Raw genomic sequence first — 22800 nt, 5'->3', positions numbered from 1 at the left:
GATGACCATCACCGAGCTGGCCCGGCAGCGCCGGCACACCCTGTTCTTCCTGCGGGAGACCCGCGGGTTCGCGCCGGTCTTCCTCGACACCGAGGTGGACATGAGCCGCCTGCGGGCGCTGCGCTCACAGGGCTCACAGGGCTCACAGGCCCGCCACTCGACGGTAACCTACGTGCTCTACGTCGCCGGACGGGTCCTGGCGAACCATCCGGAGGCCAACGCGGCGATCCTCGACGGACGCCGGCCCCGCACGGCGCGCTACCCGGCCGTGCACGGCAAGGTCACCCTGGACAAGACCATCGACGGGCACCGGGTGGTGCTGGCCACCGTCGTGCCGGACCTGGAGCGCCGCAGCCTGGCGGAGATCCAGCGGCACATCGAACGGTTCCGGGACGGCGACCCGGCGACGATGCCCGAGTTCGGTGGGGTGCGGCGGCTGCACGCCGCGCGGAGCTGGACAAAGGCGGCCCGGGCGTTCCGCAGGGTGGTCCGGCCGCTGGAAACCCGGCCGACGGTGTGGGGCACCGTCGCCGTCACCTCCCTCGGCCACCGTCCGGTGGACGGCTTCCACTCGGTCGGCGGCACCACCATCACCCTCGGGCTGGGCCGGACCGTCGATCGCCCGGTCGCGCGCGACGGCCGGGTCGTGGTGGCCCCGGTGCTGCGGCTCAGCCTGGCCTTCGACCATCGGGTGATCGACGGCGCCGAGGCCGCGGACGTGCTCGCCGAGATCAAGGAGGGGCTGGAGACCTTCCCGTGGGCCGTGGCCCCGGCCGCCTCGCGGCCCGCGGCCACTCAGCCCACGAACACCGCGGAGCCCACGAACACCGAGCCAGCCGGCGGACGCACGCCCGTCGGTGTGGCCACGCAGCAGGCACACACGCAGCAGGCACACACGCGGCAGACACAGCAGCCAGGCGGAGGGGATGCATAGATGAGCGACGTCGACGAGCTCAAAAGGCATGTCGCCGCACACGCGGCGACCCTGGGCATCGGCCCGCAGGAGTACCAGGCGCTGACCGCCGGCATCTCCCACGACAGGGTCGGCCCGGGGTCCTGGGTCTACGAATGGTCGCGGGCCGCCGAGGAGCGGGAGGCGGAAGGTGAGCTGCTGACCGCCGCCGCCTTCTACAACTTCGCCCGGTTCCCCTTCGTGGACGGCAACGCACGCCTGGACGCCCTGGAGAACTGCGTGCGCACCATCGAGGAGTGGCGTTACGAGGTGCCCGCCGTGGAACGCCTCGACCTGAAGATCGGCAACGGCACCGTCGGTGCCTGGACCACCGGCCTGGTCGGCCCCGACAGCCCGGCCGGCGGCCAGCGACGACCGCTACTGATCATTACCGGCGGTATCGTCAGCATCAAGGAACAGTGGGTGCCCGTCCTGCTCACCGCGGCCGAGCTGGGCCTGGCCGCGGTCGTCACCGAGCTGCCCGGCGTGGGCGAGAACACCCTGCGGTACACGCCGGAGAGCTGGCGGATATTCCCGGCGATCCTTGACGCGCTGGCCGACTCCGCCGACGTGTCCCGGACGTTCGTGCTGGCCCTGAGCTTCAGCGGGCATCTCGCGCTGCGCTGGGCCGTCGAGGATCCCCGCCTGCGCGGGATCGTCACCGCCGGCGCCCCGGTACGGCACCTGTTCACCGACCGGGCCTGGCAGGACGCCCTGCCCCCCGTGACCCGCGACACCCTCGCCCATCTGGCCGGCGTCGACGTCGGGCTGCTGCCCGACCTGCTGCCCGGGTTCGCGCTGTCCGACCAGGAGCTCACCGCCGTCACCATCCCCGTACGCTACGTGGCCAGCGCCCGTGACGAGATCATCCCGGCACACGACGTGCAGCTCCTGCGGACGCACCTCGCCGACCTGGTGGTCCTCGAACACGACGACGTCCACGGCGCCCCCGGGCACGCCGCCGAGACCCGTGCCTGGACGGTGCAGGCACTGCGGGACCTCCTCGACTCCACTCCGTAACACACGATCCCGCCCCGTGGTCCACCACGTAGCTCCGCCCTGTAGCACACGCCGCGCAGCGCCGCCCCGAGCCGGGCGGCGCCGACGTGTCCGGCCTCGCCGTCCCACCCTCCAAGAGGCGATCCCACCGATCCAAGAGGCGATCCCACCGATGAGTACCGAGCACCGCCAGCAGATCCGCCCCGTTCCCACGGGTGCCCCCAACGGCGCCGCCGACAGCGCCGGCCTCGACACCGGCGTCCCCCACGCCGTCCCCGCCGAGGCCGGCTCCGCCAGCCGGAACGCCCCCGCGGATGACTTTGGAGGTGCCCCGGTGGACGGCATCGTGAACGGCTCCCCGGACGACATCGCCGTCGTCGGCCTGGCCTGCCGGCTGCCGCAGGCGCCCGACCCCGCGGCGCTGTGGCGGCTGCTGCGCGAGGGCCGGGACGCGATCACCGACGTCCCGGAGGGCCGGTGGACCATCCCGGCCGACCCCGCCTTCGACGGGATGCCCCGCCGCGGTGGCTTCCTCGACCGAGTGGACGCCTTCGACGCGCCCTTCTTCGGGCTCTCCCCGGCCCAGGCCGCCGCGATGGACCCGCAGCAGCGGCTGACGCTGGAACTCGGCTGGGAGGCGCTGGAGGACGCCGGGATCGTGCCGGGCCGGCTCGCCGGCAGCCGCGCCGGGGTGTTCATCGGCGCCACCTGGAACGACTACGCGGCGCTGGTGGACCGCGGCGGGCCGGGTGCTCTCAACCGGCACAGCATCACCGGGATCAACCGGGGTGTCATCGCCAACCACCTGTCCTACCTGCTGGGCCTGCACGGGCCGAGCCTGGTGGTCGACTCGGCGCAGTCGTCCGCGCTGGTCGCCGTGCACCTGGCCGTGGAGAGCCTGCGCCGCGGCGAGAGCGACCTCGCCCTGGCCGGCGGGGTGAACCTCGCCCTGACCGCGGAGGGCACCCTGGCCGCCTGGCGCTTCGGCGCGCTGTCACCGGACGGCCGGTCCTACACCTTCGACGAGCGGGCCAACGGCTACGTCCGCGGCGAGGGCGGCGGGGTGGTCGTGCTGCGCCCGCTGTGCAGCGCGCTCGCGGCCGGCAACCCGATCTACTGCGTCATCCGCGGCGGCGCCGTCGTCAACGACGGGGCCACCGAGGGTCTGACGGTCCCCGGGCTGAAGGGGCAGACGGAGACGCTGCGCGAGGCGTACCGGCAGGCCGGCGTCGACCCCCGCACGGTCGACTACGTGGAGCTGCACGGCACCGGCACGGCGGCGGGTGACCCGATCGAGGCGGCGGCCCTCGCCGCTGTGCTCGGCCGCGGCCGGCCCGCCGGCTCGCCGCTGCTGGTCGGCTCGGCCAAGACGAACGTCGGCCACCTCGAGGGTGCCGCCGGCATCGTCGGGCTGCTCAAGGTGGCGCTGAGCCTGCACCACGGCGAGATCCCACCGAACCTGAACTTCGTCCGGCCGAATCCGCGCATCCCACTCGACGAGCTGAACCTGCGAGTGCAGACCGCCCTGACCGAGTGGCCGCGGGCCGCCGGGGACAGGCCGGCGCTCGCCGGTGTCAGCTCCTTCGGCATGGGCGGGACGAACTGCCACGTCGTGGTGTCCGCGCCGCCGGCGGTGACGGGCCACCCCGCCGAGACGGCGCCCGGGCGGCGTCCGACTGCCCGTCCGGCCGGCTCTGGCAGCTCGCCCTCTGTCAGCTCACCCTCGGTCAGCTCACCACCGACCGTCATCTCACAACCGGCTACCTCCTCGCAGCCGGCCGCCGCTGCGGAAACGGACACCGCCTCAGAACCGGCCGTGGTGTCGCGGCCGGTTCCCGCCGTGGTGCCCTGGGTGGTCTCCGCCCGGGGCACGGACGCCCTGCGCACCGCCGCCGGGCGCCTCGCGGACCAGCTTGCCGACCAGCTTGCCGAGGACCAGCCCGTCGACGACCAGCGCGGTGACGACGCCGGCCCCGACAGCGCGCGCCCGGAGCAGCCTGGCCCGGCGGAGTCAGCGGACGCCCCGCCGGAGCCGGCGGGCACGGATCTGGCGGGCCATCCGGTGAGCCATCCAGCGGGCACGGTGGATCCGGTGGACGTGGCCGTGGCGCTGGCGACCACCAGGACGGCGTTCGAGGAACGCGCGGTCGTCATCGGGCGCACCGGCGGCGCATTGCGGGCCGGCCTGCGCGCGCTCGCGGACGACCAGCCGGCCGCGGGCGTGATCCGTGGCCGGAGCCGGCGTACCGCCGACGGCGGGCCGGCAAAGCTGGCCGTGCTGTTCTCCGGGCAGGGCAGCCAGTACCCGGGCATGGGCCGAGGGCTGCACGCCGCCTTCCCCGCCTTCGCCGCCGCCTTCGACGAGGTGGTCGCGCACCTGGACCGGCACCTGGACCGTCCCCTGCGTGACCTGGTGTTCGACGGCCCGGCGGAGACGCTCGCCGTCACCGCGTACACCCAGCCGGCGCTGTTCGCGATCGAGGTCGCGCTGTACCGGCTGGTCGAGAGCTGGGGGATCCGCCCGGACCTGCTGGCCGGGCACTCGGTGGGCGAGCTCGCCGCGGCACACGTCGCCGGAGTGCTGTCGCTGCCCGACGCGGCCGCCCTGGTGGTGGCGCGCGGCACGCTGATGCGGGATCTGCCGCCCGGCGGCGCCATGGTCGCGGTGGAGGCCTCCGAGGAGGAGGTCGCGCCGCTGCTGTCCGGGACGGTCGGCTTCGGCGCCCTCAACGGCCCCCGCGCGGTGGTCGTCTCCGGCGAGCAGGACGCCGTCACCGCGATCGCGGAGCACTTCCGGGCCCAGGGCCGGCGTACCAGCAGGCTCACCGTCAGCCACGCGTTCCACTCGCCGCTGATGGAACCGATGCTGCCGGCGTTCCGGCAGGTCGCCTCGGAGCTGACGTTCGCGGCACCCACCCTGCCGGTGATCTCCAACGTTGCCGGCGCGCCGGCCGGCCCCGGTGACCTGACCACGGCCGACTACTGGGTCGACCACGTCCGGCGGCCGGTCCGGTTCGGCGACGGCATCCGCGCCCTCGCCGCCGAGGGCGTGACCACATTCCTGGAGCTGGGCCCCGGCACCGCGCTCACCGCGCTCACCCGCGAGGTGCTGCGGGACATCACGGACAGACCGGTGGACGGGCCGGCGGACGAGCCGGTACTGGCCGCTGCCCTGCGCCGGGGCCGCGGTGAGCCGGAGTCGCTGGTGACCGCGGTGGCGACCGTCTTCACCGCCGGCACCGCGGTGGACTGGCCGGCGGTGGCCGGCCGGCGCGGCCACCCGACCAGGCGGGTGGAGTTGCCGACCTACCCCTTCCAGCGGCGCCGGCACTGGATCAGCACGCCCACCGCCGGGCCCACCACTGTGTCCACTGCCGGGCCCACCACCGGGCCCGCCACCGGGCCGACCGTCGAGGCACCCGTGGCCGGCATCGCCGCCGCGGCGGCCGCGCACGGCGCGGACGCCGGGAGCGCCGCGGACGTCACCACCGGCGTCGGCGGGACCACGGCGACGCCGGCCGCCGACCGGGCCGCCCGGCTGGCCGGGCTCGCCGGCGCCGAGCGGGAACGGCGCCTGCTCGACCTGGTCCGTACCACCGTCGCCCTGGTGCTCGGCCACGTCGGGACGGACGAGATCGACGCGCGCCACACCTTCCGGGAGCTCGGCTTCGACTCGCTCGGCGCCGTCGAACTGCGCGACCGGCTGGCCGCGGCGACCGGGCTGCGGCTGGACAGCGCCGTCACCTTCAACCACGCGACCCCGGCGGCGCTGGCCCGCCATCTCTCCGACGCGCTCGCCGGCGACAGCGCCACCGGTGCCGCCGGCACGGCGGCGCCGCCCACCGACGGGCCGGGCGAACCCGGGCCCGCGGACGAACCGATCGCGATCGTGGGCATCGGCTGCCGCTATCCGGGCGCGGTCGCCACGCCGGAGGACCTCTGGGATCTCGTGGCGGCCGGCACCGACGCCATCTCCGGCTTCCCGACCGACCGGGGCTGGGACCTCGCCGCCCTGTTCGGCGCCGACCCCGACCAGCCGGGCAGCTCCTACGTGCGCGCCGGTGGCTTCCTGGCCGACGCCGACCGGTTCGACGCCGCCTTCTTTGGCGTCGGGCCACGCGAGGCCGCCGCCATGGACCCGCAGCAGCGGCTGGTGCTGGAAACGTCCTGGGAGGCGGTGGAACGCGCCGGCATCGATCCGGTCTCGCTGCGCGGCAGCCGCACCGGCGTGTTCGTCGGTGCTTCCCCCGTGGACTACGGGCCGCGCCTGCACCAGCCGGCGGACGGCTCCGCCGGCTACCTGCTCACCGGCGGGGCCACCAGCGTGATCTCCGGCCGGGTCGCCTACACCCTGGGCCTGGAAGGCCCCGCGGTGACCGTCGACACCGCCTGCTCGTCGTCGCTTGTCGCGCTGCACCTGGCCGCGGGAGCGCTGCGGCTGGGCGAGTGCTCGCTGGCGCTGGCCGGCGGGGTGGCGGTGATGTCCACCCCGGGGATGTTCGTCGAGTTCAGCCGCCAGCGGGGGCTGGCCGCCGACGGGCGCTGCAAGGCGTTCGCCGCCGCGGCCGACGGCACCGGCTGGTCCGAGGGCGTCGGCATCGTGGTGCTCGAACGCCTCTCCGACGCGACCCGGCTCGGCCACCCGGTGCTCGCCGTCCTGCGGGGGTCGGCGGTGAACTCGGATGGGGCGAGCAACGGGCTGACCGCCCCCAGCGGGCCGGCGCAGGAGCGGGTGATCCGGGCCGCGCTCGCCGGCGCGGGCCTCACCCCGGCCCAGGTCGACGTGGTCGAGGCGCACGGCACCGGGACGACCCTCGGCGACCCGATCGAGGCCGGGGCGATCCTCGCGACCTACGGCCAGGGCCGGGGGGAGCGTGGGCCGCTGCTGCTGGGCTCGCTGAAGTCGAACATCGGGCACACCCAGGCGGCGGCCGGCATCGGCGGCGTGATCAAGGTGATCGGCGCGCTCCGGCGCGGCGAGCTGCCGCGCACCCTGCACGTGGACGCCCCGTCCCCGCACGTGGACTGGTCATCGGGTGACATACGGCTGCTGACGGAGCCGGTTGCCTGGCCGGCCGGCGCCGAGCCGCGGCGGGCGGCGGTGTCATCCTTCGGGATCAGCGGCACCAACGCGCACGTCATCATCGAGGAGGCGCCGGGTGCCCCCGAACCGGTGCCCGCGCCGGTGCTCGACCAGGCCCCGGCCGCCGCTGCCGAGCCAGGCCAACCGGCCCCGGACGTGGCTCCGGACGGGATCTCGGACGGGGTCACAGACAGGGCCATGGACACCCGCGGCCCAGCCGTCCCGTCCCTGTCGCTGTGGCCGCTGTCGGCCCGTGACGAGGCCGGGCTGCGGGCGCAGGCCCGTAGCCTGCATGCCTTCGCCACCGCGAACCCGACGACACCGGTCGACGACATCGCCTTCTCGCTGGCCACCTCCCGGGCCGGCCTGCCGGTGCGCGCCGCGGTGCCGGGCGCCGACCGCGTAACGCTGCTCGCCGGCCTCGACGCGCTTGCCCGCGACAGCGCCGACGCGGGGGTGATCCGTGGCCGGGTCCCCGACGCCACCGGCCCGACCGCGTTCCTCTTCGCCGGCCAGGGCTCCCAGCGTCCCGGCATGGGCCGGGAGCTGTGGGAGCGCTCACCGGTCTTCGCCGACGCGCTGGCGGAGGTCCTCGCCGCGCTCGACCGGTATCTCGACCGTCCGCTGGCGGAGCTGATCTTCGCGGCCCCCGACGCCCCGGAAGCGGCCCTGCTGAACCGGACCGCCTACACCCAGCCGGCGCTGTTCGCGCTGGAGGTGGCGCTGTTCCGGCTCGCCGAGGGGCTGGGGGTCCGGCCCGACCTGCTCGTCGGGCACTCCATCGGGGAGCTGGCCGCCGCCCACGTCGCCGGTGTGCTGTCGCTGCCCGACGCCGCGACGCTGGTCGTCGCCCGTGGCCGGCTGATGCAGTCCGGCCAGCCGGGCGGCGCGATGATCGCCATCGCCGCGACCGAGCGGGAGGTGCGCGACAGCATCGCCGCCCTGCGCGCCGAACTGGACGCCGAACATGCCACCAGGTCGGACGCCGACGGTGCCACCAGGTCGGACACCAACGGTGCCGCCGACTCGGACGCCGGCTCGGACACTGGCCGTGACGCCGGGAGCGGCGCCGGGGCGGTCGTCGACCTGGCCGCCGTGAACGGGCCGAACGCCGTCGTCGTCTCCGGGGACGCCGACGCGGTCGAACGGGTCGCCGCGCACTGGCGGGAACAGGGCCGGCGGACCGGCCGGCTACGGGTCAGCCACGCCTTCCACTCGGGGCACATGGACCCGGTCCTGGCCGAGTTCCGCGCCGTCGCCGCCGCTCTGAGCTTCCACCCGCCGCGTATCCCGATCGTCTCCACCGCCACCGGCGCCCTCGCCACCGACGAGGAGCTCACCTCGCCGGACTACTGGGTCGCCCAGCTGCGCGGCACCGTGCGCTTCCACGACGCCATCCGCGACCTCGACGCCCGCGGCGTGCGGACCTACCTGGAGCTGGGGCCGGACGCGACGCTGACCGCCGCCGCCCGACAGGCCATCAGCGCCACGGCCGCCGACGCCGTGGCCGTCCCGCTGCTGCGCCCCGACCGGCCGGCGGACGCGACGGTCACCGCCGCCCTGGGCACGCTGTGGGCGAACGGGACCGCGCCGGACTGGCGGGCGCTGTTCCCCGGCGCCCGCCGGGTCGACCTGCCGACCTACCCGTTCACCCGGCAGCGGTACTGGCTGACTGCCCCCGCCTCGACAGCCGGCCCCGACGCCGCCGGACACCCGCTGCTCGACCTGCGCCTCGACCTCGCGGACCGGGACGAGGCGGTGTTCTCCGGCCGGGTCTCGCGCGCGAGCAGGCCATGGCTGGCCGACCACGTCATCGACGGCCGGGTGCTGCTGCCCGGGACCGTCCTGCTCGACCTGGCCCTGGCCGCGGGCACCCGGGTGGGCTACCCCGTCGTGGCCGACCTGGCCCTGGAGGAGCCGCTCGCGCTGCCGGCCGACGCCGCCGTACGCCTGCAGGTCGCCGTCGGCCGCCCGGACTCGGCCGGCCGCCGCCCCGTCGACATCCACGCCCGGGTGGACGGCCCCACGCCGTCCACCGGTACCGGCGGCAGCGCCGGCGCGGACGGCGCCACCGGCACCGGGCCGGCGCCGGCCGGCGCGTCCGCCTGGACCCGGCACGCCTCCGGAGTGCTCACCGCCGTCGGAGCGGACGACAGCTTGTCCGCTCCGACGCCCCCTGCCGGGGCGGACTGGCCGGAGCCGGACGGCGCGGTGCTGGACGCCGCCTACCGGCGCCTCGCCGAGCACGGCTACGAGTACGGGCCGGCGTTCACCGGCCTGCGCCGGCTGGCGCGGGACGGGGACACGCTGCGCTTCGAGGTTGCGCTGCCCGAAGCCGCGACGGCGGACAGCGACGGGTTCGGCGTCCACCCGGCGCTGCTCGACGCGGCCCTGCACCCGCTGGTGCTCGAGCTCGCGCCACAGCAGGTGGGCAGCGACATCGCCCTGCCCTTCTCCTGGAGCGGAGCCCGGCTGCCCGCCGTGGCACCGGACGTGCTCCGCGTGACGGCAACGCGAATCCGGCCGGACGCGTTCGCTCTCGCGCTGTTAGACCAGGATGGCGCGCCCGTCGGCGAGATCGCCTCGGTCGTGCTGCGCCCGGTGTCCCGGCAGCGGCTCGGCCGGTCCGGGCTCGACCTGGCCACCGCGCTGCACACGCTGACCTGGCGTCCAGCGGACCTCCCCGGCGCCGGTGCCAGCCTCGGCGCCGCCTCCTCAGCCGGCTCCGCGGACGCGGCGGACGCGGCTGGCTCGGCCGACACGGACACGGACACGCCGCGCTTCGTCCTGCTCAGCGACCTGGCGTCTCCCAACGACCTGGCCGAGGCGGCCGAGGTGACGTTCCCCGGCGAGGGGGACGTCGTCGTGCCGCCGGCACCGCCGGCCGAGCCCGGCGCGGACCTGCCGGCGGCGGCGCGCGGCACCGCGGCGCGGGCGCTGCGGCTGGTCCGCGACTGGCTCGCCGCCGACCCGGACGGCACCCGCCGGCTGCTGTTCGTCACCCGGGGAGCGGTCGCCGCCCGCCCGGGCGACGTGGTGACCGACCTCGTCAACGCCGCCGTGTGGGGGCTGGTACGCACCGCGCAGACCGAGCATCCGGGCCGGTTCGGGCTCGTCGACATCGACGAGCCCGCGGTGCCCGCCGAGCCCACGGTGGCCGCCGAGCCCGCTGTGACCACCGAGGCTGCTGTGACCACCGAGGCCACCGCCCCGGCGGACCAGCCGGTAACGGTAACGGACGGTCCCGCCAGGTGGTGGGCGGCCGCGCTCGCCGGGCTCACCCCGGGCGGGCCGGAGCAGGTGGCGCTGCGGGACGGGACGGCGTACGTCCCGCGGATCTCCCGGGCGGAAGCGGTCCCCGGCCCCGCCGAGCCGGCGTGGGACGCGGCCGGCACGATACTGATCACCGGTGGGACCAGCGGGCTGGGCGCCCTGGTCGCCCGGCATCTCGTGGCCGGCGGTGCCCGCCGGCTGCTGCTGGTCGGCCGCCGCGGCGCCGACACCCCCGGGGTGGACCAGCTGGTGGCTGACCTCGCCGAACACGGTGCCACGGTGACCGTCGCCGCGGCGGACACCGCCGACCGCGCCGCGCTCGCGGCAGCGCTGGCGGACGTGCCGGCCGAGCATCCGCTGACCGCCGTCATTCACGCGGCCGGCGTCCTCGACGACGCCACCGTCACCAGCCTGACCCCCGAGGCACTGGACGCGGCCCTCCGCCCCAAGATCGACGGCGCCTGGCACCTGCACGAGCTGACCCGCGACATCCCGCTCACCGCGTTCGTGCTCTTCTCGTCCATCTCCGGGCTGCTGGGCACCGCCGGGCAGGCCAACTACGCCGCCGCGAACACGTTCCTCGACGCGCTCGCGCAGGCGCTGCGCGCCGACGGGCGTCCCGCCACCGCCCTGGCCTGGGGGCTGTGGGACGCGGCCGCGGGCGGCATGGCCGTCGGGCTCACCGACGCCGACGTGCTGCGCTGGCGTCGCCGCGGCGTCGCCCCGCTGCCCGCCGACCTGGGCGTGCACCTGCTAGACACGGCGGTCGCGCACGGCGGCGGGCTGCTCGTCCCGGCCCGGCTCACCCCGGCGACGATCGAGGGCGAGCCGCCGACGGTCCTGCGGGACCTCGTCCCCGCCCCCGTCTCCGCCGCTGCCGCGGCGGCCCGGCCCGGCGCGGCGGGCCGGGCGGGCGGCTCCTGGCCGGAGCTGGCCGCCGCGACAGACCCCGACGAGCGCGAACGCGTCGTCCTCGACCTGGTGAACGCGACCGCGACGGCCGTCCTCGGCCATCCGCCGGGTACGCCGCTGGACCCGCAGCGGTCCTTCCGCGACCTGGGCTTCGACTCCCTCGCCGGGGTCGAGCTGCGCAACCGGCTGGGCACCGCCACCGGTCTGCGGCTGCCGGCCACCGCCGTGTTCGACCACCCCTCCCCGGCGGCGCTCGCCCGCTTCCTGCTCGCCCAGCTCGCGCCCGCGCCGGTCACGGCCGGCCAGCCGGCGGCCCCACCGGCCCGCCGGGCCACCGCGACGGCCGCGGACGCCGACGACCCGATAGCGATCGTGGCCGCGGCCTGCCGCTACCCCGGAGGGGTGCGTTCCCCGGAGGACCTGTGGCGGCTGGTCGCCACCGACACCGACGCGATCAGCGACTTCCCCACCAACCGCGGCTGGGACGTCGACGCCCTCTACGACCCGGATCCCGACATCCCGGGCCGGACCTACACCCGTCACGGCGGGTTCCTGCACGACGCCGACCAGTTCGACCGCGACCTGTTCGGCATCTCCCCGCGGGAGGCGCTGGCCACCGACCCGCAGCAGCGGCTGCTGCTGGAGGTCGCCTGGGAGGCCTTCGAGCGCGCCGGCCTGGACCCGACGGCGCTGCGCGGCTCCCGCACCGGCGTGTTCGCCGGCGTGATGTACGACGACTACGCCAGCCGGCTGCCCGCCACCCCGGAGAACGTCGAGGGCTACCTGCTGACCGGGAACACCTCCAGTGTGGTGTCGGGCCGGCTGGCCTACGTCTACGGGCTGGAGGGGCCGGCGGTCACCGTCGACACCGCCTGCTCCTCGTCGCTGGTGGCGCTGCACCTGGCCGCGGCGGCGATCCGGGCCGGGGAGTGCGACCTGGCCCTGGCCGGCGGTGTCACCGTGATGGCCTCGCCGGGCACGTTCATCGAGTTCAGCCGGCAGCGCGGCCTGTCCCCGGACGGCCGGTGCCGGTCGTACGCGACCGGCGCTGACGGCACCGGCTGGAGCGAGGGGGTCGGTCTGCTCCTCGTCGAGCGGCTGTCCGACGCCCGGCGGGCGGGCCACCCGGTGCTGGCGGTGCTGCGTGGCTCGGCGGTGAACTCCGATGGCGCCAGCAACGGCCTGACCGCCCCGAACGGCCCGGCGCAGGAGCGGGTCATCCGCGCGGCGCTGGCCAGCTCCGGGCTCACCACCGCCGACGTCGACGCGGTCGAGGGGCACGGCACCGGCACCCGGCTGGGTGACCCGATCGAGGCCCAGGCGCTGCTGGCCACCTACGGCCAGCAGCGGCCGGCGGAGCAGCCCTGCTGGCTGGGCTCGCTGAAGTCGAACATCGGGCACTCCCAGGCCGCGTCCGGGGTCGGCGGCGTGATCAAGATGATCGAGGCGATGCGGCACGGTGAACTGCCCCGCACGCTGCACGTCGACGCGCCGAGCGAGCACGCGGACTGGTCGGCCGGGGCGGTCCGGCTGCTCACCGAGCCGGTGACCTGGCCGGACGGGCCGGGACGCCCCCGGCGGGCCGCGGTGTCGTCGTTCGGGATCAGCGGTACCAACGCCCACGTCATCCTGGAGCAGCCCACCGCCGCGGACAGCGCCGAGGCGGTGATCACCGCCGCCCCGGCCGCCGGGACGGACGTGGACACCACCGACGCCGCCGACAGCACCGACAGCACCGACAGCACCGACACCGTCGACAGCGCTGGCACCGCCTCGGGCGAGACGGCGCCGGTGGTCTGGGTGGTGTCCGGGCACGACGACGCGGCGCTGCGCGCCCAGGCCGGGGCGCTGCGCCGGTTCGTCGCCGAACAGCCCGCGCCGGACATCCGCGACATCGCGTTCTCGCTGGCCACCGCCCGCGCCCGCCTCGGGCGGGCCGCCGTCGTCGCCGGCCGGGGCACGGCGACGCTGCTGGCCGGGCTGGCCGCGGTGGAACGCGGCGAGGAAAACCTGGCCGCCCGGGAGACCGGGGCCCGGGGGGTCCGCACCGCCGTCCTGTTCACCGGCCAGGGCACGCAGCGGCCCGACGCCGGGGCGGAGCTCCACCGCGCCGAGCCGGTGTTCCGGGCGGCGCTCGACGAGATCATCGCCGCGTTCGACCCGCTGCTCGACCGCCCGCTGCGGGAGATCCTGTTCGCCGCGCCGGGCAGCGACGCCGCGGCCCTGCTCGACCAGACCGCGTACACCCAGCCGGCGCTGTTCGCGCTGGAGGTGGCGCTGTTCCGGCTGGTCGAGCACCGTGGGCTGCGGCCCGACTTCGTCGCCGGCCACTCCATCGGGGAGATCGCCGCCGCCCATGTGGCTGGGGCGCTGACCCTCGGCGACGCCGCCACGCTGGTGGCGACCCGCGCCAGGCTGATGCAGGCCGCGCCGGCGGGCGGGGTGATGATCGCCGTCGAGGCGACGGAGGAGGAGGTCACCGCCAGCCTGGCCGAAGCTCTGGCCGCCACCCGGGCCGGCACCTCGGCTGGCTCCTCGGCCGACGCCACCGGGACGGTGGACATCGCCGCCGTCAACGGCCCGACCGCGGTCGTGATCTCCGGGTCGGCCGGCATCGCCCAGCGGGTGGCGGCCGGCTGGCGGGACCGTGGCCGTCGGGTCCGCCAGCTGCGGGTCAGCCACGCCTTCCACTCGGCGCACATGGACAGCGTCCTCGACGAGCTGCGGGCGGTGGTCGGCACCCTGAACGTCACCGCACCCCGTATCCCCGTCATCTCCAATGTGACCGGACGCCCGGCAGGCGTCGAACAGCTCGCCTCGGCGGACTACTGGGCCGCCCAGCTGCGCGGCACCGTCCGCTTCCTCGACGGCGTCCGCTACCTGGACGGTCAGGGTGTCTCCAGCTTCCTGGAGGTCGTCCCGGACGCGGTGCTGACCGCGATGGCGCGCGACTGCCTTGACGGCGAGCGGGCCGCCACCGCGGCCCTGGTGCCGTCGCTGCGCTCCGGCCGGCCGGAGGCCGAGACGCTGACCGTGGCGCTGGCCCGCCTGTACGCGCACGGCAGCGCCCTGGACTGGGCACGGGCGCTGCCCGGTGCCCGCCGGACCGCGCTGCCGACATACGCCTTCCAGCACGCTCGGTACTGGCTCGACCCGGCCCCGACCCGGCCGGACGCGGACGGGCTGGGCCTGTGGAACACCGAGCATCCGCTGCTGGGAGGCGCGGTCGAACTGCCGGAGGACGCCGGCGTGGTACTCACCGGGACGGTGTCGCTGGCCGGCACGCCGTGGCTGGCCGACCACGCCCTGTTCGGCACCCCGGTGCTGCCGGGCGCCGCCGTGGTCGAACTGGCCCTGCACGCCGCCCGGCTGGTGGGCGCTGGCGCGCTGCGCGAGCTCACCCTGCACAGCCCGCTGGTGCTGCCGGACCGGGAGGCGGTGCGCGTCCAGGTGACGGTGGGTGCCCCGAACGACGCCGGTGACCGGCCGGTGGCGATCCACTCCAGCCCGCCGCGGACGGGCCGCCCGCAGTGGACCCGGCATGCCGCCGGGGTGCTCGCCGCCGCGGACGTGCCCGTGCCGCCGGCGCCGGGTGCCGGCTCCGGCCCGCTGCCCTGGCCACCGGCCACCGCCGCCGAGATCCCGATCGGCGACGGGTACGACCGGCTCGCCGAGCACGGGTACGACTACGGCCCGGCGTTCCGGGGGCTGCGCCGGCTGTGGCGCGACGGGGAGGCGGCCTACGCCGAGGTGACCGTCAACGTGGCCACCGACGTGGCCGCCGAGGCGGACGCGGGCCCGGACGGCGGCACGTCCGCGCCCGGCTTCCTGCCGCACCCGGCGCTGCTGGACACCGCCCTGCACCCGCTCGCCTTCGAGGCCGCTCTCCCGGCCGAGGGTGCCAGCGCCGGTACGCGGGTGCCGTTCGCCTGGTCCGACGTCCGCCTGCACACCAGCGCCTTCCCGCGCACGGTGCGGGTCCGGATCGTCCCGGCTGGCACCGGCACGGTCACGCTGACCCTCACCGACAGTGCGGACAGCCCGCTGCTGACCGTGGCGGCGCTGACCCTCGCGACGGTCGACCGGGCCCGGATCGCCGCTGCCGGCGGCGGCCGCAACGGCTCGCTGCACACGCTGGCCTGGCAGCCGCTGACCTGGCGGCCCGGCACCGCGCCGGCATCGGCACCGGTGCCTCCCGGCTGGACCGTCCTGGACCTGCGGCACGACCCGGCCGAGACGGGACCCGACGGCCCGCTGGAGGTGGACGCCGCGGCCCGGCACACCGCCCACGAGACACTGCGCGCCGTCCAGCGGTGGCTGGCCGACGCCGAGAGCCGGCCGGCCGACGCCCGCCTGATCGTGGTCACCCAAGGAGCGGTCTCCGTCTCCAATGGTGACGAAGTGACCGATCCGGCGGCGGCCGCCGCCTGGGGGCTGGTCCGCACGGCCGCCACCGAGCATCCCGACCAGTTCGTCCTGCTCGACGTGGACAGCGCGGCTGGCGCGGCCGGCACGAGTGGTACGGCCGGCACAAATGGTACGGGCGGCACGAATGGTACGGGCGGCACAGCCGGCGCGCGGGACGCTGTCAGCCCGGTACCCGCCGATCTGCCGCTCGACGAGCCCCAGCTCGCGCTGCGCGGCACGACGGCATACGTCCCCCGGCTGGCGGCGACGGCGCCGGGGGGCGAGACACCCCGGCTCGACGACGGCACGGTGCTCGTCACCGGTGCCACCGGCCTGCTCGGCGGGCTGATCGCCCGCCGGCTGGTGACCGTGCACGGTGCCCGTCACCTGCTCCTGGTCAGCCGGCGTGGCCGCGACGCGGCCGGCGCCGACGAACTGGCCGCGGAGCTGACCGAACTGGGCGCCACCGTCACCGTCACCGCCGGCGACGTCGCCGACCGCGACGCGCTGCGCGAACTGCTCACCGCCATACCGGCGGAGCACCCCCTGATCGCGGTCGTGCACGCCGCTGGGGTACTCGACGACGCGATCGTCGAGGCGCTCACCCCCGAGCGGCTGGACGCGGTGCTGCGGCCGAAGGTAGACGCGGCCTGGAACCTGCACGAACTCACCCGGGAGCTGGACCTGCGGGTCTTCTCGCTGTTCTCCTCGGTGACCGGGATTCTCGGCACCGCCGGCCAGGCCAACTACGCCGCGGCCAACGCCGTCCTCGACGCCCTCGCCACCCACCGGGTGGCCCGCGGGCTGCCGGGCACCTCCCTGGCCTGGGGGCTGTGGGGCGGCGAGGCCGGGCTCGGCGCCGACCTGAGCCGGGCCGACCTCGCCCGCCTGACCCGCACCGGGGTCGTCCCCCTCGACCTGGACGAGGGGCTGGAGCTGTTCGACGCGACGCTCGGCGCACGGAACCCGGTGCTCGTCCCGGCCCGGCTGGATCCGACGCCGCTGAGCGCGGCGGGCTCGGTCGTGCCGCCCCCGCTGCGCAGCCTGGTGGCCGCCCGCCGGCCGCGGCCCGCCGCCACCACCACCGGCACTGACCCCGACGGCGACCTGGCCGGGCAGACGCCGCGCGACCGGCTGCTGGCGCTGCCCCCGCGGGAGCGGGCCGACGCCGTGGCCGCCTTGGTGCACCGCGGCGTCGCGGCGGTGCTCGGCTACGCGGCCGGGGAGACTGTCGAGGCCGACCGCACGTTCAACGAGCTCGGCTTCGACTCGCTGACCGCGGTCGAGTTGCGCAACAAACTGGCCGCCGCGACCGGACTGACCCTGCCGACAGCACTGATCTTCGACTACCCGACACCGACGGCGCTCACCGGGTACCTGCTACGTGACCACCTGTCCGCGGCCGACGACACAGCGGCCACAGCCGCCACGACCACTACGGTCGTCACGCCGGGCACCTCCGCCGCGCCGGACGACGACCCGATCGTGATCGTGGGAGCGGGCTGCCGGTTCCCCGGCGGCGTCACCACCCCCACCGAACTCTGGGAACTGATCAACTCCGGGGTCAGCGCCATCACCGAGTTCCCCACCAACCGCGGCTGGGACCTGAACCACCTCTACCACCCCGACCCCGACCACCCCGGCACCTCCTACACCCGCCACGGCGGCTTCCTGCACAACGCCGGCGACTTCGACCCCGACTTCTTCGGCATCTCCCCCCGCGAAGCCCTCGCCATCGACCCCCAACAACGCCTCCTGCTCGAAACCACCTGGGAAGCCCTCGAACACGCCGGCATCGACCCCACCACCCTCACCGGCACCCCCACCGGCGTCTTCGCCGGAATCATGTACGACGACTACGGTGCCCGGCTGCACCTGGCGCCCAGCGCGCCGGCGTCCCTCGAGGGATACCTGGTGACGGGCAGCGCCGGCAGCGTTGCCTCGGGACGGATCGCCTACACCCTCGGCCTGCAGGGCCCCGCCCTGACCATCGACACCGCCTGCTCCTCCTCCCTCGTCGCCGTCCACCTCGCCGTCCAGGCCCTACGCCGCGGCGAGATCACCCTCGCCCTGGCCGGCGGCGCCACCGTCATGGCCAGCCCCGCCACCTTCATCGAGTTCTCCCGCCAACGCGGCCTCGCCCCCGACGGCCGCTGCAAACCCTTCTCCGCCGACGCCAACGGCACCGCCTGGGGCGAGGGCGCAGGCGTGATCGTCCTGGAACGGCTCTCCGACGCCCAGCGCAACAACCACCCCATCCTCGCCGTCATCCGCGGCAGTGCCATCAACCAGGACGGCGCCTCCAACGGCCTCACCGCCCCCAACGGCCCCGCCCAACAGCGTGTGATCACCGCAGCCCTCGCCGACGCCGGCCTCACCCCCGCCGACATCCACCTCGTCGAAACCCACGGCACCGGCACCACCCTCGGCGACCCCATCGAAGCCCAGGCGCTTCACAACACCTACGGCCAGCACCGCCCGGCCGACCAGCCACTGTTCCTCTCCACGATCAAGGCCACCCTTGGGCATGCCCAGGCCGCCGCCGGCATCGCCAGCATCATCACCACCACGCATACTCTGCGTAACAGCCACATTCCGGCCACCGTCCCCACCGGCACCACGCCCACCCCCCACCTCGACTGGGGCACCACCCCCCTCACCCTGGCCACCACCCCCACCCCCTGGCCCACCACCACCCACCCGCACCGGGCCGCCGTCTCCTCCTTCGGAATCAGCGGCACCAACGCCCACCTCATCCTCGAAGCACCCCCCGGCGACGCATCCCGCGTCCTCGACACCCCGGGTACTCCGAGCATCTCGATCACTTCGAGCACATCAGATATTTCGGACGCGCACGCCACCAGCGCGGACGGCGTCACCTCGACAGCGGATACCGGCACCGCTGTCACGGCCAGCTCGGCCGTCACGGCCGAGCCACGGCCCGTCCCACCCGTGCCCCTGCTGCTGTCCGCCCGCACCCCCACCGCCCTGAACGCCCAGGCCACCCGCCTGCACGCCCACCTCACCGCACACCCCGACCTCGACCTGCGCGACGTCGGACACTCGCTGCGCACGACCCGGTCGCTGTTCGCCCACCGAGCGGTCGTCGTCGCCGCCGACCGCTCCGAGGCACTCGCCGGGCTGCGCACCGTCGCCGCCGGCGGCGGGACCCGTGGCGCGCCGCGCCCGGCGGCAGGGCCGGGGCGCACCGCCTTCCTGTTCACCGGCCAGGGCAGCCAACGCCCCGGCATGGGCCGCGAACTCCACGACCACCACCCCGTCTTCGCCGCCGCCTGGGACGAAGCCGCCGCCCACCTGGATCCCCACCTCGGCCGTCCCCTGCGCGACCTCGTCCTGGCCCCGCCCCGCCCCGAGAGCACGGCGATCCTGAACCGGACGGCCCTCGCGCAGGCCGCGCTGTTCGTCCACGAGGTCGCGCTGTACCAGCTGGTCACGTCGTTCGGGCTGACGCCCGACTACCTGATCGGCCACTCCGTCGGCGAGCTGGTCGCGGCCCACCTGGCCGGGGTGCTGAGCCTGGCCGACGCCGCCGCTCTCGTCGTCCTGCGCGGACGGCTGATGCAGAGCGTTCCCGAGGGCGGCGCGATGGTGTCGCTGCACGCCACCGAGGACGAGGTCGCCGCGGAACTGGCGGAGCTGGCGGAACTGGCCGGCCGGGTGTCGGTCGCCGCGGTCAACGGCCCGACGTCGACCGTCATCTCCGGCGACGAGGAGGTGGTGGCGGACCTGGCCAAACGGTTCCGCGCCCGCGGGGTGAAGGCCCGCCGGCTGCGGGTCAGCCACGCCTTCCACTCACCTCATCTGGACAGCGTCCTCGACGAGTTCCGGCGGCAGGCCGGCCGGCTGACGTTCACCCCGCCGGCCATCCCCGTCGTGTCCAACGTGACCGGCGCGCTGGCCACCGGCGACGATCTCCTCTCCGCCGGCTACTGGACGCGGCACCTGCGGGGAACCGTCCGGTTCCAGGACGGTATCCGCACCCTGGAGGACCTGGGCGTCACCCGGTTCGTCGAGCTGGGCCCGGACGGCACCCTCAGCGCCCTGGCAACCGCCTCGCTGCGCGACCCGGCCGCCGGAATCCAGGTACCGCTGCTACGCGACCGGTGGCCGGAACCACGCGCGCTGCTCACCGCCCTCGGCCGGCTGCACGCCGACGGCGCCGCCGTGGACTGGGCGCCGGCCATCCCCGCCGACGCCCGCCGGGTCCGGCTGCCCACCTACGCCTTCCAGCACACCCGCTACTGGGTCACCACCCGCCCGCTCCGGCCGGCGGAACCCGTCGACGACCCGGGCACCGACAACACCACGGCCGATCACGCGGCAGCCGGTCACGGCGCGGTCGACGGCCATGCCGCCGACGGCGCCGCGCCGCCGGCGGCATGGACCGGCCAGTGGTGGCAGGAGCTGGCCGCGGCGTCCGAGGTCGAGCGGGAACACCTGCTGGTGGAACTGCTGCGCGGGCACATCGCCGACATACTCGGGCATGCCTCGGCGGACCTGGTCGACCCCGAGGCCAGTCTCATCGACGCCGGGCTGTCCTCGTTCACGTCCCTGGAGCTGACCAGCCGGCTGCACGCGCAGACCGGGGTGCGCCTGCCACCGACCGCCGTGTTCGACCATCCCACGGCCGCGGGGCTGGCCCGCCTCCTGCACGCCGAGCTGACAGCGGACCGCGCCGGGGAGCGCCAGCCCGCGGTGCCCACCGCCTGACAGTGACGCCGCCAGCGGCCCTGTCAGCAGCGCTGACAGTGGCAGTGGCGCTGGCGGCTTCCGCCGACGGCAACGGGCCGTCCCCTCCACCCGGAGCGGACGGCCCGTTGCGTATCGCGGTGCGTACCACGGCTACTGTCTTTTATTCGAGACAGTTTTTCTTTTCAGGATTTTTCATTTCTTTTCGTGACCGTTTTCAGGCAGGCCCGCACTCCCTGCGCGCAATGACCGGCGGAAGTCCGCAGCCGCACGAAACGGCCCGGCATTCCGACCGTCCAGGAGAATCCCGTAGGCGGCCCTGTGACGTGACCTCGGTCGTGTGGCAGCCGGGTGGCGGCCGGGTGTGGGCTCAGCCGCGCTCGACCGTGTTGTTACGGGCGGGGCCGGTGCCGGTCAGGCCGCCATTGCCCGACGGCCGCCGGCCGCTGGCCCGCGGCCGGCCCGTCCCGCAGCGCGGCGACGATCGTCGCGGTCACCGCCTGCTGCTGGTCGACAAGGTAGAAGTGCCCCCCGGGGAACACCCGCACGTCGAAGTCCCCGCCGGTGTGCTCGCGCCACCGCTCGGCGTCGACCGCCGTGGCGTGTGGGTCCGTGTCACCGACGAGCACGGTCACCGGGGTGCGCACCGTCGCGTCGGGCGGGCCCACATAGGTCTCGATCGCCCGGTAGTCGGCCCGGGTGGGCGGCAGCACCAGCGCCAGCATCTCCGGGTCGTCGAGGACACGCGGGTCGGTGCCGCCGAGCGCGCGGATCTCGCGGAGGAACCCGGCGTCGTCGAGCAGGTGGACGCGGTCCCCGCGACGTACCGACGGCGCGCGCCGGCCGGAGGCGAACAGCACCCGCGGACCCGGCCGGCCCGCGGCCTCCAGCCGCCGGATCACCTCGAACCCGACGATCGCACCCATGCTGTGGCCGAAGAACGCCACCTGCTGGCCGGTGAACGCGTCCAGCACCTCGGCGAGGGCGTCCGCGAGGGCCGCGATGGTCGTCAGCGGCGGTTCCGACCGGCGGTCCTGACGCCCCGGGTACTGCACCGCTCGCACCCGCGTGGTCGCCGACAGCGCCCTGGCCATCGGGAGGTAGAAGCTCGCCGCGCCGCCCGCGTGCGGAAAGCAGACCAGCAACGGCCCGTCCGGCGGCCCCGGGTGAAACTGCCGGAGCCACCTCTCCGTGTTCCCAGTCGTGTTCCCAGCCATCGGACCACCACCGACCTCTCCCCGATCACACGGATTTATCCGGGCGCAAGCTCCCCGGCCGACGCCGGGCCGGTCGGCGGGCACCGGCCGGAACAACCCGGACGCATCCGCTTCGCCGGCCGCCGGCATATCGGCCCCGCTGATTCTGGAACGGCCGGCTGACGCGCTCCTTGCCCCGCGCTGAAGCCCGGCCGCACCCGTGTCCACGCGCCAATATGGCGCTAAAGCGCCTGTTAAGAGAAAGACGGATCCGGCATGGGCGCCATTGCATACCACACCATCACACCTTTTACTGTCTGCTGGGTACGGCCGATTACCGGGCCCGCCCGTCCATCTTTCCCCAGAATCCACGATCTTCTCGTCGGGGAGGCCACGTTGCCGACCGATATGGCCGAAGCGCTCCTGTCGCCGGAGCGCCGAAGCTGTCCGTACCGCCTGCCGGTCTCCGCCAGCCCCAGCGAGATGACGGCCCGGGCAGGCCGGGAACCGAGGACCGGATGAGCCGGACCGTTCGGATCAGCACCCATCGGGACCGGTGCATCGGCGCCGGGCTCTGCGTGCTCACCGCCCCGGAGGTGTTTGAACACGACGACGAAGAGGGCCTGGTTTCGTTACTCGATCCCGAGCCGGGCGTGGAACTGAGCGCGAAGGTGTGGGAAGCCCAGCAACTGTGCCCCGCCCGCGCGATCGAGCTCGCCGACTGAAAGACCCGCCGGCCGAAAACTTTCGATCACTCAGAAGACTGTCTGTCAGCCCAACAGATCGCGCGCCGGTCCACGGCAGGAACGAGCTATCCATGGCGTTCGCTACGGAGACCACCAATACCGACACCAGTGCGAAGAGCACCGCCGGTACGCGGCTGCCCTCGCTTACCGGCTTCCGGTTCATCGCGGCATTCGCCGTCTTCATCACCCACGCCTATGTCACGGTGGCGGCGGGCGGGCCCGGCTCGAACCGGAACTGGACCATGACGTTCGGGTTCGCCGGCGTTGGTTTCTTCTTCGTGCTCAGCGGGTTCGTGCTCACCGTGTCCGCCCGCGCACAGGACACCAACCTGCGCTTCTGGCGCCGCCGGCTGGTCAAAGTCGTTCCCAATCACCTGGTCACCTGGGTGCTCGCGCTACTGATCACCCTGTGGGCCGGCGCGTCGATCACCACCGGCCAGGTGGTGCCCAGTCTGTTCCTGCTCAACGCCTAGTAGACTGTCGCTGCTTAGTTCTGGTGTGTCTTGTGTCTGGGTGAGAGGG

5 protein-coding genes and 1 pseudogene are annotated in these 22800 nt (G+C 75.1%); 5 read left to right on the top strand and 1 reads right to left on the bottom strand.

Annotated features, from left to right (window positions below; genetic code table 11):
* The first annotated feature begins 1 nt into the window (after position 1).
* The 3 genes and pseudogenes from FSYMDG_RS09450 to FSYMDG_RS28245 all read left to right on the top strand — a co-directional run.
* A complete protein-coding gene (locus tag FSYMDG_RS09450; protein WP_013873318.1) occupies positions 2 to 934 on the top strand; it encodes a 2-oxo acid dehydrogenase subunit E2 in 933 nt (310 codons plus the stop codon).
* Positions 935 to 1972, top strand: a complete 1038-nt coding sequence (locus FSYMDG_RS09445) for an alpha/beta hydrolase (protein WP_013873317.1) — start codon at positions 935 to 937, stop codon at positions 1970 to 1972. It begins immediately after the preceding gene.
* A gap of 151 nt (positions 1973 to 2123) precedes the next feature.
* A pseudogene (locus FSYMDG_RS28245) lies at positions 2124 to 20285 on the top strand (type I polyketide synthase); the annotation flags it as partial.
* Between the two features lie 443 nt (positions 20286 to 20728).
* Here the strand turns inward: FSYMDG_RS28245 and FSYMDG_RS09435 are convergent.
* A complete protein-coding gene (locus tag FSYMDG_RS09435) occupies positions 20729 to 21553 on the bottom strand; it encodes a thioesterase II family protein (RefSeq protein ID WP_013873315.1) in 825 nt (274 codons plus the stop codon).
* Between the two features lie 497 nt (positions 21554 to 22050).
* Between FSYMDG_RS09435 and FSYMDG_RS09430 the strand changes: the two genes are divergently transcribed.
* Positions 22051 to 22257 carry a ferredoxin gene (locus FSYMDG_RS09430; RefSeq protein ID WP_013873313.1) on the top strand — a complete coding sequence of 69 codons (207 nt, stop codon included), beginning with the start codon at positions 22051 to 22053 and terminating at the stop codon, positions 22255 to 22257.
* 92 nt (positions 22258 to 22349) lie between these two features.
* Positions 22350 to 22751 (top strand): acyltransferase family protein, encoded by a 402-nt coding sequence (locus tag FSYMDG_RS09425; protein WP_043603349.1) that lies wholly within the window; start codon positions 22350 to 22352, stop codon positions 22749 to 22751.
* Positions 22752 to 22800: the final 49 nt, after the last annotated feature.

Origin of the sequence: Candidatus Protofrankia datiscae (assembly GCF_000177615.2) — a bacterium.
Lineage (GTDB): Bacteria > Actinomycetota > Actinomycetes > Frankiales > Frankiaceae > Protofrankia > Protofrankia coriariae.
Note: the sequence above shows the minus strand (reverse complement) of the source record. Positions and strands in the feature narration are given on the sequence as shown.